Source organism: Zavarzinia aquatilis (assembly GCF_003173035.1).
In the GTDB taxonomy this organism is placed as follows: domain Bacteria; phylum Pseudomonadota; class Alphaproteobacteria; order Zavarziniales; family Zavarziniaceae; genus Zavarzinia; species Zavarzinia aquatilis.
Window position 1 is genome coordinate 112,924 of the sequence record NZ_QGLE01000012.1, and the last position, 13,202, is coordinate 126,125.

A 13,202-nucleotide genomic window follows, 5' to 3' on the forward strand; every position below is an offset into this window, starting at 1 on the left:
ATTTTCCGATGCCTAAGGGTTACCTCCACATCAAGGACACGGAAGAGCTGAAGGCGCTGGTCGAGCGTCTGAAACAAGCCGAATACGTCACGGTCGATACCGAATTCCTGCGCGACAACACCTATTGGCCGAAGCTGTGCCTCGTTCAGGTGGCCGGGCCCGATGTCGCCGCCATCATCGACCCGGTCGCGCCGCTGATCGACCTGCAGCCCCTGTTCGACCTGATGGTCGATCCCAAGGTGCTGAAGGTGTTCCATGCCGCGCGCCAGGACATCGAGATTTTCCTGAAACTGTCGGGCCGGATTCCGGAGCCGCTGTTCGATACCCAGGTCGCCGCCATGGTCTGCGGCTATGGCGACAGCGTGTCCTACGAGACGCTGGTGGCCAAGATCGCCCGCGCCAGCCTCGACAAGTCGTCGCGCTTCACCGACTGGAGCCGCCGGCCCCTGACCGACCGCCAGCTGACCTATGCCATCGGCGACGTCACCCACCTGCGCAAGGTCTACGACGTGCTGTGGGCCGACCTCGAGCGCAGCGGCCGCACCGACTGGCTGGACAGCGAGATGGCGGTCCTGATGGACCCCGCGACCTATATCGTCGAGCCGGCGGACGCCTGGCAGCGCATCAAGACAAGGACCACCAACCGCCGCTTCCTCGCCGTGCTGCGCGAAGTCGCCGCCTGGCGCGAGACCGAGGCGCGTGCCCGCGACCTGCCGCGCGGCCGGATGCTGAAGGACGACGCCCTGCTCGAGATCGCGGCCCATCCGCCGACCTCGATCGACGACATGAAGCAGTCGCGCGGCGTGCCCAAGGGTTTCGCCGACGGCCGCCTCGGCCCGTCGCTGCTCGAAGCGGTGCAGCGCGGCCTCGATTGTCCCGAGGACCAGCTGCCCGAGGCCGAGAAGGTGACGGAAGCACCGCGTGGCGTCGGCCCGCTGGTCGAATTGCTGAAGGTCATGCTGAAGCTCCAGTGCGAGGATCACGGCGTCGCCCAGAAGCTGGTCGCCAATACCGCCGACCTCGAAGCCATCGCCGGCAACGACGAGGCCGATGTCCCCGCCCTGCACGGCTGGCGCCGCAAGGTCTTTGGCGAAGCCGCCCTCGACCTGAAGCACGGGCGCCTCGCCCTCGCCGCCGAAGGGCGGCGGATCAAGTTGATCAAGCTCGGCCAGGGCGCCGGCTGATCCCCCTGACAGCGCGAGAGGAAGCCGCATGGCGCCCCTGATCATGATCGGCGCCGCGCTGTTTCCCGCGCTGGCCCTGCTGGTCTATTTCGTCACCAGCGACCGCTTCCCGGAGCCGAAGGGCGCCATCCTCGGCACCTTCTTCCTCGGTGTCGCCATCGCCCTGCCGGTTCTCGCCATCGTGCTGCCGCTCGGCGCCGCGATCGAGCCGGAGATCAGCCATCCCCTCGCGCTTGCGGGGGCGCAGGCCTTCCTGCTCGCCGCGATCCCGGAAGAAGTGTTCAAGCTGGCGGTGCTGCTGCTCTATTGCCGCCGGCATAAGGCCTTCGACGAGCCGATGGACGGTCTCGTCTATGGCGTCACCGCCTCGCTCGGCTTCGCGGCGCTGGAAAATCTGCTCTATGTCCTCGGCGGCGGTGACGGCTGGATCGGCATCGCGGTGATCCGCGCCCTCTCGGCGGTGCCGGGCCATGCCATGTTGGGCGCGATCATGGGCTTTTACGTCGCCCGCGCCCATTTCGAGCCGCGGCGGGCGCGTGCCATGATCGCGGCCGCCCTGCTCGTGCCCACCGCGCTGCATGGGCTCTATGATTTCGGTCTGATCGCCTCGACCCTGACCGAGGACGGCACCTGGGTGCTGCTGGGTCTCGCCATGCTGCTGATCGAACTCGTGTTCGCGCTGCGCCTCCGCCGCCGTCTGCGGCGGGATCAGGCGACGCTGCTGGCGGCTGCGGCGGGTTAATGGGCGTCGTTCCGGCGAAGGCCGGAACCTTGTGACGAAAGGGCGCCCTGTCCTGATCAGGATTCCGGCCTTCGCCGGAATGACGAGGAGGGGAGAGCCGACCTTACGCCGTCGTCTCGACCGTGACCGGGCAGTTGAGCAGACGGCCGACCGCGGCGAGGCGGCGGCGCACCACTTCGCCGTCCAGATGGACATGCCGCCTGGGCAGGCGCAGCACCAGATTGCCGTCCTCGACCTGGAGCGAGCAGTCGTGCAGCACGCCGGGGGTCGCCCCGGACAGGCAATGGCCGAGGCGGAAGCTGCACCCCATGACGCGGGCCTGCAGGATCTGCTTCTCGTCGAGCACGGCCGAGGCCTGGCGGCAGGCCCCCGCCTCCGGATCGCCGTCATAGCGGGCATAGATGGCGAGGGCGAGCTGGGCGCGGCCTTGATGGTCGATGCCGACGAAAGGTCCGCGCAGGATCTCGAACAGGCTCTGCTGGGCGCGGTAGTCGGGATGGCCGCGCCAGCCGATGTCCGACAGGTGGCAGGCGGCCCGGCGCAGGCGCCGGTCCTCGACGTTCTCGTCGGCGAAGAGCTTGGCGGTCCAGGCGAACATCTCGTCGCCATGTTCGGCGAAACGCCCCATGCGGGCGCCCATCTCGCAGGCAGTCTCGATCAGCGGATCGAGGCCGCGTTCCCGCGACGGCAGGCGGCTGAACAACAGGCCCTCGCGCAGGCCATAGGACGAGAACACGACATCCTTCGGCCGCGCCGCCTTCAGCACCCGGTCGAGCAGCAGCGCGGCATAGGGCAGCGTGTCGAGACGACGGCGCGAGAGGCCGGAAATCCGTTCAAGACTGTCGCGGGACAGATTGGCGATGACGCGCGAGAGGTCGCGCACATCGCCGCGCTGGATGCGGTAATGGTGCAGCACCCGCAAGGGATAGGAGACCTGCGCCATGTGAATCTTGGCGAGGGCGCGCCAGGCACCGCCCACGGCGAAGAAGCTGCGCCCGCGCAGCTGATCGAGCCAGGGCAGCTCGGCCAGGGTCTGGTCGATGATCTGGGTCGCCTTGGCCTTGTCGCCGGCCGCGACCTCCATCAGCCGCAACGGGCCGAGCGGCGTCGTCGCCTGGGCGCCAACGCCGCCGTCGCCGACCATGACGAGTTCGAGGCTGCCGCCGCCGAGATCGCCCACCAGCCCATCCGCCTCGGGGATCGCCGACAGCACGCCCTCGGCCGAGAAATAGGCTTCTTCCTGGCCCGAGAGCACCCGGATGGGCAGGCCCGAGATATCGCCGGCCCGGGTGACGAAATCCGCGCCGTCCGCCGCATCGCGCACCGCCGCCGTGGCGACGATGTCGAGATGGCGCACGCCCATCACCCGCGACAGGGCAACGAATCGCTCCAGCGCGCCATAGGCCGAAACCAGCCCCTCGGGATCGAGACGGCCGGTCGAGGCCAGCTTGCGGCCGAGGCCGCACAGCACCTTCTCGTTGAACATGGTCGCCGGATTGCGGCCGCTGCCCTCGTAGACCACCAGCCGCACCGAGTTGGAGCCGATGTCGACGACCCCGACCCGCCCGATCTGCTTGCCCTTGGTTCGATGCGCTGCGGTCTCGGCAATACTCATCACGTTCCGGATCACTATTCGTCCAGCACCAGGCGCGGTGCCTGGCCGGTCTTAAGCGCCTTGCCGCGACCCGACAAGCTCGGATTCGTCATGAAATAGTTGTGCGCTGAAAAGCCGCCATCCTTGGCGTGGATGCGGACGAAACTGCCGTCGGGCCGCAGGTCCCAGGATTGCGCCTCGTCCTTCAGGTTGGCGATCATGATCTGGTCCAGGATCTGGGCGTGCACCGTCGGGTTCAGGATCGGCACCAGGGTCTCGACCCTTCGGTCGAGATTGCGCGGCATCCAGTCGGCCGAGGAGATGAAGACCTTGGTGTGATTCGACGGAATCTCGTGTCCCGCGCCAAAGCAGACGATGCGCGAATGCTCGAGGAAGCGGCCGACGATCGACTTGACCTGAATATTCTCCGACAGGCCCGGCACCCCCGGGCGCAGGCAGCAGATGCCGCGCACCACGAGCTCGATCTGCACCCCGGCCTGCGAGGCGCGGTAGAGCGCGTCGATGATGTCGGGATCGACCACCGAATTCATCTTGGCCCAGATTTCGGCCGGGCGGCCGGCCCTGGCGTGCTCGATCTCTTCCTCGATCAGGCGCAGCAGGGTCGGGCGCAGGGTATCGGGCGAGGCCGCCAGCTTGACGAGATGTTCCGGCCGGGCATAGCCCGTCAGGAAGTTGAACAGATAGGCGGCATCGCGGCCCAGCACCGGATCGGCGGTGAAATAGGACAGGTCGGTATAGATGCGCGCCGTGATCGGATGATAATTGCCCGTGCCGAAATGGGTATAGGTCACCAGCTGGCCGCTCGGCTCGCGGCGGACGACGAGGCTGATCTTGGCGTGGGTCTTCAGCTCGAGGAAGCCGTAGACCACCTGCACCCCGGCGCGTTCGAGGTCGCGCGCCCATTTGATGTTGGCGGCTTCATCGAAGCGCGCCTTCAGCTCGACGAGGGCGGTGACGACCTTGCCGGCTTCCGCCGCCTCGACCAGCGCCTTGACGATGGGGCTGTCGTTCGAGGTGCGGTAAAGCGTCTGCTTTATCGCGACGACCGCCGGGTCCTGCGCAGCCTGGCGCAGAAACTGGACCACCACGTCGAAGGATTCGTAAGGGTGGTGGACGACGATATCCTTGGAGCGGATGGCGGCGAAACAGTCGCCGCCGAAGTCGCGGATGCGTTCGGGAAATCGCGGATTATAGGGCGGAAACTTCAGGTCCGGCCGGTCGTCGGTGATCAGCTGCTTGGTGTCGGCGAGACCGAGAATGCCGTCGACCACCACGACGTCGGTCGGCGAGGCTTCCATCTCCTCGACGACGAAGCGGCGCAGGTCCTCGGGCATGGCGCTGTCGATCTTCAGGCGGATGACGACGCCCTTGCGCCGGCGCTTCAGCGCCGATTCGAACAGGCGGACGAGGTCTTCCGCCTCTTCCTCGATTTCCATGTCGCTGTCGCGGATCAGGCGGAACAGGCCCTTGCCGGTCAGCTCGTAATTGGGGAACAGCCGGTCGAAGAACAGGCCGACCACATTCTCGAGGCTGACGAAGCGGATGTCGTCGCCCGGCAGACGGATGAACCGCTCGATCTGGCTGGGCAGCGGCAGCAGGGCCTTCATCATCTGCCCGTCCGACTTGCGCTTCAGCTGCAGCACGATGGCGAAGCCGAGGTTGGGCAGGAAGGGGAAGGGATGCGCCGGGTCGATGGCGAGCGGCGTCAGCACCGGGAAGATCGTGTCGAGGAAACGGCCCGACAGCCAGGTCAGTTCGTCGGACCTCAGCTCGTCGGGCTGCAGCACGAAGACACCGGCACTGCGCATCTCGTGATTGAGGTCGATCCAGCAGCGTTGCTGGTCGGCCATCAGCTTGCCCGCCATGGCATTGATCGCGGCCAGCTGCTGGGCCGGGGTCAGGCCGTCATAGCTCAGGGTCTCGACCCCGGCGCGGACCTGACCGCGCAGGCCAGCGACGCGGACCATGTAGAATTCGTCGAGGTTGTTGGCCGAGATGGACAGGAAGCGCAGCCGCTCGAGCAGCGGATGCTTTACGTTCCACGCCTCGTCCAGCACACGGTAATTGAAGGCGAGCCAGGACAATTCGCGGTTGATGAAGCGGTCGGGAGAGGTCAGCGCGACCAGGGGCGCCGCGGTCGGGGCAGATTCAAGTTCATCCGCGCTGGCCGCCGCCAGATTAGAGGCGCTGTCGGTCACGGGCCACTCCTTCAACAAAGCTCGTCGATTATGGCGCGAAAGCTACAACAGCAAAATGACAGTGTCATGGCGGTGACGGCGTTTCGTCGCCCCCTGCGAAGCCGGCGACCACCCGGCGGACCAGCGCGGGGCCGAGACGCCCGCCCGCGCTGAGCGATTCCCGATCGAGGGCGGCGACAATGGCGCGGGCGGCGGCCGGCGTGCGGTCGATCCGCGTCACCAGCCAGTCGAGGAGACGGGCCTCGAGGCTCAGCTGCCGGTCGGCCAGCAGCTTGGCGATCAGGGCAGCCAGCGTCGCCTCGTCCGGCGGGCCGAGGTTCGCGACCGGCACCGCCCCGAGACGGGAGCGCAGGTCGGGCAGGCTGACCGGCCAGCGCGCGGGGGCAGAGCGGGCGGTCAGCAGCAGGCTGCCCCCCTCTTCCCGCAAGAGATTGATCAGATGGAACAGCGCGGTCTCGTCGGCGATCGCATCCGCGCCTTCGATCAGCAGGGGACCGCCAGCGATGTCGGGCACGATTTCGGCGGTCAGAGCCCCGGGTTCGACCTTTCGGGCACCAGCGTCGGCGGCCCAGATCGCGGCGAGATGGCTCTTGCCCGACGCCGCCGGCCCGGCGAGGGCGAGGATGCGCCCCGGCCAGTCGGGCCAGCGGGCGATGAAATTCACCGCCGCCTCGTTACCCGCATGGACGATGAAATCCTCGCGGCCGAGGGCGCTGCGGAACGGCAGCTCCAGCGGGATCTGGACCGGAACCCGCTCAGCCGGCATGGTCGGTATCGCCCCGATAGAAGCGGCTGGCGAGATAGCGTTGCAGGCCGAAGCGGACGAGAACGCCGATGGCCGCCGCCGCCGGCACCGCCAGCAGAACGCCGAGGAAACCGAACAGGGCCCCGCCCGCCAGCAGCGCGAAGACGATCCACAGATCGTGCAGGCCGACGCTGCGCCCGACGAGGCGCGGCTGGATGAACGTGCCCTCCAGCCCCTGGACGACGAGATAGACGCCGAAGATCGAGCCGAGATGCACCCAGTCGAAACCGACCTCGCCGACGCCGACGATCATGGCGAGAGACAGGCCGACAAGACCGCCGACATAGGGAATGAAGGCGAGGAAGCCGGCGACGAGGCCGATGATCAGCCCGAAATTCAGCCCGGCCAGGGTCCAGCCCAGGGCATAAAGCGTGCCCGAGATCAGACAGACGCCGAGCTGGCCGCGCACGAAACCGGCCAGCGCCCGGTCGATCAGGCGGGCCTGCTCGCGGATCGTCGGGGCATAGGGCCGGGGCAGCCAGCCGTCGATGGCGACGATGATCTTTTCCCAGTCGCGCAGCAGATAGAACACGACGACCGGGGTAATCAGCATGATCGAGACGAAGTCGACGACGACGAGCCCGCCCGACCACAGGCGCGAGGCAAGATCGCCCAGCATGGTGACCGCGCTCTTGCCCACTTCGTTGAGGCCGGTGGAAACCGCCGTGCGCTGCTGGCGGGTGAGTTCCGCCATCACGCTGTCGACCAGACTGCGCCCCGCCGCCTGCGCGCGGTCGATCAGGTCGGGCAGGGCCTGCCCGAGGGCGATCACCTGCTCGCGCAGCAGGGGGAACAGGGCGAGGCCGACGATCAGCAGCGCCAGCACCGCCCCCGCCATGATCAGCGCCGTGCCGTAAGGCCGCGAAATGCCCCGGCGATCCAGCCTGTCCACGACCGGATCGAGCAGATAGGCGATGGCCATGCCGACGACGAAGGGCAGCAGCACCGGCGCCAGCGCCCAGATCAACAGGCAGAAGATGCCGACGGCACCGACCCAGAAGAACAGGTGACCGCGCGCGCTCATCGTCCCTGCTCCATGCCCGACATGTCCTTAAGCCAGATCACGAGATACCGATACCAGGAGACGGCGGTGGTCAGCGCCGTCGCCCCTATCATGACCGAAGTGGCGGTATCGGCAATATCGCCGAAGCCAAAGGCGAAATGCGCCAGAATCCAGGACACGAGCGCGATCTGCACGACAGTGTTCAGCTTGGAAACGAAGGTTGGCCTGATCTCGACGTCATGGCCGATGGCGCCCGACAGCAGCACGGCGCCGATGATCAGGAAATCGCGCGAAATGACGAGCAGCACCAGCCAGATCGGCAGGATGTGCTGCCAGCCCAGCGTAACGAACAAGGAGACCAGCAACGCCTTGTCGGCGATCGGATCGAGATAGCGGCCAAGCGCGGTTTCCATGCCGCAGCGCTTGGCCAGGAAACCGTCGACACCATCGGAGATACCGGCGCCGACAAAGAGCCAGAAGGCTTCCGCGTGATGCTGTTCGAGGATCAGCCAGACGATCACCGGCACCGCCCCGAGCCGCCCCAGGGTGATCATATTGGCGAGATTGAGCATGGGCCCCTGCCCGTTCCCCTATTGGAACAGGAAATCCGGCGCGGGCGACGGCGCGGGCGCGGGCGCGGGCGCCAGCGGCGCCGCCGAAGGGGTGAAGGCGAAGGGATTGTCGGTCGCGCCGGGCGCCAGGGCCCCGGGGCTCACGCCCTGATGCAGCTGCCAGCCCTCGGCGCCAAGATCGAGCCCGACACCCCGCTGCGACAGCATGTTGCGCAGGCCCGCCGGCTCGCCCTGATAGTCGATGACGACCGCGGCCTTGCCGACCGTCAGCTTGCTGACCGTGACCTTGTGCACGCCCGGGGTCGCCTCGACCGCGGCCTTCAGCGCCTGCCAGTCCTTGAGGCCGGCGAAGACCGCCGTCGCCTCGAGCCGGGCGGGCGGGCCGGACGGCACGGCATTCTGGCTGCGATACCGCTCCTGCACCGCCGCGGCCGCCGCGGCGACCGCCTGGTCATAGGCGCCCGCCGGGAAACTGCCCGAATAGAAGGGCGCCTGACCGGCATCGGCGACCGAGACGGCGAGACCGCCGGCCGCTTCCGTCACCTGCGCCAGCAGCGCGCCGGACGCTTCGTAGTGCTGGGCGATCTGGGTCAGGCCGGCGACATCGCCCTGGCGGGCGGCCTCAGGCGTCAGGGCCTGCAGATCGGCGAGGTCGCCCTGCGGCAACACCAGTTTCACCGCGTCGGTGCCGGCACTGCGCCGATCCCAGGCATCGCGCCAGGGATTGTCGCCCTCGAACAGCACCGCGCCCGCCGGCCCGACGAAGAGCGGCACCACGACGAGCGGCTGCGCCGCCGTCTCGACATAGTCGACGCCGGCCCCGGCCAGCAGCTGGTCGATCGCCTCGCGGCGGAATTCCACGGTCAGAATGGCGGAATAGCTGGTCGCCGTGGTCTTTTCCTGCTGGACCTCGAAGCCCTGCATGGTCTGGAACACCAATTGATCGGTCGCCGCCGGCAGGCGCCCGGCCGCCCCTTGCGCGGCGAGCCGCTTCAAGAGCGTGTCGAGCGCCTCGCGCTGGGCCTTGGACAGGGCGACATCGCGCGCGGCCAGCGGATCGGAAGCCGTCGCCTGCGCCGCCACGCCGTCGACCGAATAGGTGTCGGCCCGCGCCGGCAGGGCGAAGGCCAGGGCAGCCATCAGGAGCGCGAGGAAGAGGCGCGACATCAGCAGGACCGATCGACAGTGGAAGAACATGCCCGCGACTATAGCCCGAAGCGAGGCGCGAACAAGGCGATCAGAGCAGGGCGGCCACGCGGCTTCGCATCTCCGGCACCACCTCGGCCTCGAACCAGGGGTTCTTCTTCAGCCACAGGCGGTTGCGCGGCGACGGATGGGGCAGCGGCAGCAGGCGGGGCAGGAAGGCGCGAAAGTCCCGCACCGTCTCGGCCAGGGTCTTTTTGGTGCGGCCGGCGAGGTGCCAGTCCTGCGCATAGGCGCCGATGACGAGGGTCAGCTCGATGTTCGGCAGACCGGCCAGCAGCCGCTCCCGCCACTTCGGCGCGCATTCGGTCCGGGGCGGCAGATCGCCCTTCTTCGGCACCGTGCCCGGGAAGCAGAAGCCCATGGGCAGGATGGCGATTCGCGCCTCGTCGTAGAAGGTCTCGCGGTCGATGCCCATCCAGTCGCGCAGACGGTCGCCGGACGGATCGTTGAAGGGAATGCCGGTCTCGTGCACCCGCCGCCCCGGCGCCTGCCCGACGACGAGAAGGCGCGCGGAGGGCTTGCCCCGCACCACCGGCCGGCAGCCGTGCGGCAACTCGGCCTCGCAGATCCGGCAGGCCCGAACCTCGGCCAAAAGTGCCTCGAAGTCCTGATTCATCGCGATTCCCCGGCGCCGATCCTTGAGAATGGCGCGGTTTGCAGTATGGTCCCCGCATTCGGACTCCCCGGCCCGGAACTCCCGGCCGGCAGACTTCCATCGGGATACTCATGACGAGCGGTTATACCTATCGCGGCGCGGGCGTCGACATCGAAGCGGGCGATGCCCTGGTCGAAGCGATCAAGCCCGCCGCCAAGGCGACCCTGCGCCCCGGCGTGATCGGCGGACTTGGCGGCTTCGGCGCCCTGTTCGACCTGAAGGCGGCGGGTTACACCGACCCGCTGCTCGTCTCCTCGACCGACGGCGTCGGCACCAAGCTGAAGGTCGCCATCGCGGCCAATATCCATGACACGGTCGGCCAGGACCTGGTCGCCATGTGCGTGAACGACCTCGTCGTCCAGGGCGCGGAGCCGCTGTTCTTCCTCGACTATTTCGCCTCGTCCCGGCTGAAGGTGACGGCGGCGGCCGCGGTCATCCAGGGCATCGCCAAGGGCTGCGAGATGGCGGGCTGCGCCCTCATCGGCGGCGAGACGGCGGAAATGCCCGGGCTTTACGAGGATGGCGACTATGACCTCGCCGGCTTCGTCGTCGGCGCGGTCGAGCGCGACAGGCTGCTGACCGGCGCGGACGTCACCCCGGGCGATCTGCTGATCGGCATCGCCTCCTCCGGCATCCATTCCAACGGCTATTCGCTGGTCCGCCGCATCGTCGAGGGCGAGGGCTTCGCCTATGACGGCCCGAGCCCGGTCGAGGACGGCGTCAGCCTGGCGCAGACCCTGCTGACCCCGACCAAAATCTATGTGAAGGGCCCCCTCGCCGCCCATAAGGCCGGCCTCGTGAAGGCCTTCGCCCATATCACCGGCAGCGGCATCATCGGCAACCTGCCCCGCGTGCTGCCCGAGGGCACGGCGGCCGAACTCGACGCCGCGCGCTGGACCTGGCCCGCGATCTACGACTGGCTGCAGAAAGTCGGCCGGCTCGATGCCCGCGAACTGGCCCATACCTTCAACTGCGGCCTCGGCATGATCGCGGTCGTTTCGCGCGAGAAGGCGGACGAGGCCCTGCGCGTGCTGCACGCGGCGGGCGAGACCGTCGGCATCGTCGGCCGCGTCACCGAGCGCAAGGGCGAGGCCCAGACCACGGTGATCGGCCCCGCCGGCAGCTGGGGCCAGGACAAGCTCTGGTCGGTCTCGTGACCTCCCGTGGCATCGTGAGCGGCAAGCGGCGCGCGGCGATCCTGATCTCCGGCCGGGGCTCGAACATGGCGGCGCTGCTCGACGTCGCCGCCGCCCAGCCGGGCTATCCCGCCGACATCGCCCTTGTCCTGTCCAACCGGCCGGGCGCGGCCGGCCTTGCCCGGGCCGAGGCCGCGGGCATTCCGACCCAGGTCATCGACCACAAGGCCTATGCCGGGCGGGCGGAATTCGATACCGCCCTCGACGCCGCGCTGGAAGCGGCCGGGATCGACCTCGTCGTCCTTGCCGGCTTCATGCGCCTGCTCACCCCCGGCTTCACGGAAAAATGGCTGGGCCGCATGGTGAACATCCATCCCAGCCTGCTGCCCTCGTTCAAGGGCGTGCATGTCCATGAACAGGCGCTGGCGGCGGGCGTGCGTTTTTCCGGCTGCACCGTCCATTTCGTTACCGCCGACATGGACGCCGGGCCGATCATCGGTCAGGCGGTCGTGCCGGTGCACCCGGGGGACACGGCCGACACGCTGGCCGCCCGGACGCTGGCGGCGGAACATCGTCTCTACCCGGCCGCGGTCGCGCTGGTCGCCACCGGCGGGGCGAGGCTCGAAGCCGGCCGCACCGTCTATGACGGCGACGGCTGGGACACGGTTACCCTGACCTGAGCCCGATGGCGCGGCGCCTCGCGACACTTCTCGTCCTGGCCGCCGCGCTGACGGCGCCGCCCGCCGCCGCCACCTCGGGGCGGGCGCGGCTGGTGCAGGCTTTCACCGACCTTCGCCTCGGCAAGGCCGATCTCGAGGATGCGCAGGTCATGCTGGACGCGGCGCAGGCCGGCGATGCCCGCTCGGCCGAGGCGATCGCCTGGATGCTGGGCACCGGCACCGTGCTCGACCGCAACGCGCCGCTCAGCTTCGAATGGTATCTGCGGGCCTATCTGCTGGGCCTGCCGGACGGCGTCGCCATCGCCTATCGCTATTATCAGGCGATGAACGCGGTCGAGCGCTCGCAGCTCGACCCGGCCGTGCTCGCCTATGTCATCAAGGAGGCGACCAAGCCGCCGCCACCCCAGGCGACCCCGGCGCCGGCAACGCCCGTGCCCCTCGCCGTGCCGCCGCCAACCTCGGCCCAGGTCGCCGAGATCATGAAGATCCTGGCCGAGGAGACGGCGGGCACCAATGTCCCCCTCGCCCTCGCCAAGGCGGTGGCCAAGGTCGAATCCGGTTTCCGATCGAATGCCCTGTCGCCGGCCGGGGCACGCGGCGTCATGCAGATCATGCCGGCGACGGCGCGCGGCGAATTCGGCCTCGACCCGGACACGCTGTGGGACCCGCGCGTGAACATCCATACCGGGGTCCGTTTCCTCGGCCAGCTGATCGCCCGCTACGATTCCGTCGACATCGCGCTCAGCCATTACAATGGCGGCTCCCGCGTCGGGCCGCCGGGCCGGGCCAAGGTCATTCCGGCGACCCAGCCCTATGTCGACGCGGTTAAGGCCTGGATGAACTATTACCTCGCCCGCGAGACGACGCCGGCCCCGGCCACGCCCCGACAGGACATTTTCGTCATCACGCCCTGACGGGGCTCGGGCGGCAGATTCAGGTGCCCGGCGATCACCCGCAGCGCCGCCGCCTGCCGGTTGGCGACCGTGTTGCGGTGGCAGCCGATCAGCCGCGCCAGCTTGGCCACGGGAATGCCGCTGGCGAGAGCCCAGGCGATTCGCCGCTGCGCCTCGGTCAGCAGGGACAGCCAGGAAATGACCTGCTCCAGCCGGTCGATGGCACCCGGGCTGGGCGGCCCCAGCCGGACTTTCGGCCCGTCGGCACTTTGGGCGGCGAGTGCGTCGCGCACCACGTCCGGCCAGGCAGAACGCGGGCCGAGGCGGAATTTCGCCTCCCCGTCCGGCAGGCGACGCAACGTATCGGCGGCTTCCGCCAGCCCGTCCTCAACCATGGCGCTTGTCCACATGCCCACCCCCACCTTTGCCGATTGATCGGCGCAGGATACCACCCGATAAGAACAAAGCAAGAACATTTTGCCCAATCCGGGTAAGTGGTGTAAAGTCCCCGCA

13 protein-coding genes are annotated in these 13,202 nt (G+C 68.5%); 5 read left to right on the plus strand and 8 right to left on the minus strand.

Going from position 1 to position 13,202, the window contains the following annotated elements; translation table 11 throughout:
* The first annotated feature begins 8 nt into the window (after positions 1–8).
* A complete protein-coding gene (rnd, locus tag DKG74_RS17855; protein WP_109907539.1) occupies positions 9–1,184 on the plus strand; it encodes a ribonuclease D in 1,176 nt (391 codons plus the stop codon).
* 28 nt (positions 1,185–1,212) lie between these two features.
* Positions 1,213–1,926, plus strand: a complete 714-nt coding sequence (locus DKG74_RS17860) for a PrsW family intramembrane metalloprotease (protein ID WP_109907540.1) — start codon at positions 1,213–1,215, stop codon at positions 1,924–1,926.
* 103 nt (positions 1,927–2,029) lie between these two features.
* Here the strand turns inward: DKG74_RS17860 and ppx are convergent, their stop codons facing one another.
* From ppx to DKG74_RS17895, 7 genes are all read right to left on the minus strand, one after another.
* On the minus strand, positions 2,030–3,541 hold the full coding sequence (gene ppx / locus DKG74_RS17865; protein ID WP_109907591.1) for an exopolyphosphatase: 1,512 nt from the start codon (positions 3,539–3,541) through the stop codon (positions 2,030–2,032).
* 14 nt (positions 3,542–3,555) lie between these two features.
* Positions 3,556–5,718, minus strand: a complete 2,163-nt coding sequence (locus DKG74_RS17870; protein ID WP_423841701.1) for an RNA degradosome polyphosphate kinase — start codon at positions 5,716–5,718, stop codon at positions 3,556–3,558.
* A gap of 85 nt (positions 5,719–5,803) precedes the next feature.
* Positions 5,804–6,505 (minus strand): P-loop NTPase family protein, encoded by a 702-nt coding sequence (locus DKG74_RS17875; RefSeq protein ID WP_109907542.1) that lies wholly within the window; start codon positions 6,503–6,505, stop codon positions 5,804–5,806.
* Complete coding sequence (locus DKG74_RS17880; RefSeq protein WP_109907543.1) at positions 6,495–7,568, minus strand: AI-2E family transporter; 1,074 nt, start codon at positions 7,566–7,568, stop codon at positions 6,495–6,497. The genes DKG74_RS17875 and DKG74_RS17880 overlap by 11 nt, the downstream gene beginning before the upstream one ends.
* Entirely contained in the window at positions 7,565–8,119 is a 555-nt protein-coding gene (locus DKG74_RS17885; protein WP_109907544.1) for a CDP-alcohol phosphatidyltransferase family protein, read from the minus strand. The genes DKG74_RS17880 and DKG74_RS17885 overlap by 4 nt, the downstream gene beginning before the upstream one ends.
* Positions 8,120–8,137: 18 nt before the next feature.
* On the minus strand, positions 8,138–9,286 hold the full coding sequence (locus DKG74_RS17890; RefSeq protein ID WP_165837744.1) for a DUF2066 domain-containing protein: 1,149 nt from the start codon (positions 9,284–9,286) through the stop codon (positions 8,138–8,140).
* Between the two features lie 70 nt (positions 9,287–9,356).
* Positions 9,357–9,941, minus strand: coding sequence for a uracil-DNA glycosylase family protein (locus DKG74_RS17895; protein ID WP_109907546.1), 585 nt, complete (start codon positions 9,939–9,941; stop codon positions 9,357–9,359).
* Positions 9,942–10,051: 110 nt separating this feature from the next.
* On the opposite strand from DKG74_RS17895, the gene purM reads away from it, so the two are divergent.
* The 3 genes from purM to DKG74_RS17910 are packed head-to-tail and all read left to right on the plus strand — an operon-like array spanning position 10,052 to position 12,710.
* Positions 10,052–11,137, plus strand: coding sequence for a phosphoribosylformylglycinamidine cyclo-ligase (gene purM / locus DKG74_RS17900; protein ID WP_109907547.1), 1,086 nt, complete (start codon positions 10,052–10,054; stop codon positions 11,135–11,137).
* On the plus strand, positions 11,134–11,796 hold the full coding sequence (gene purN / locus DKG74_RS17905; RefSeq protein WP_279340895.1) for a phosphoribosylglycinamide formyltransferase: 663 nt from the start codon (positions 11,134–11,136) through the stop codon (positions 11,794–11,796). The genes purM and purN overlap by 4 nt, the downstream gene beginning before the upstream one ends.
* A gap of 5 nt (positions 11,797–11,801) precedes the next feature.
* Positions 11,802–12,710: a lytic transglycosylase domain-containing protein gene (locus DKG74_RS17910; protein ID WP_109907548.1), complete on the plus strand. Its 909-nt coding sequence runs from the start codon at positions 11,802–11,804 to the stop codon at positions 12,708–12,710.
* On the opposite strand, the gene DKG74_RS17915 is transcribed toward DKG74_RS17910, so the two are convergent.
* On the minus strand, positions 12,641–13,084 hold the full coding sequence (locus DKG74_RS17915) for a DUF6362 family protein (RefSeq protein ID WP_109907549.1): 444 nt from the start codon (positions 13,082–13,084) through the stop codon (positions 12,641–12,643). The genes DKG74_RS17910 and DKG74_RS17915 overlap by 70 nt on opposite strands.
* Positions 13,085–13,202: the final 118 nt, after the last annotated feature.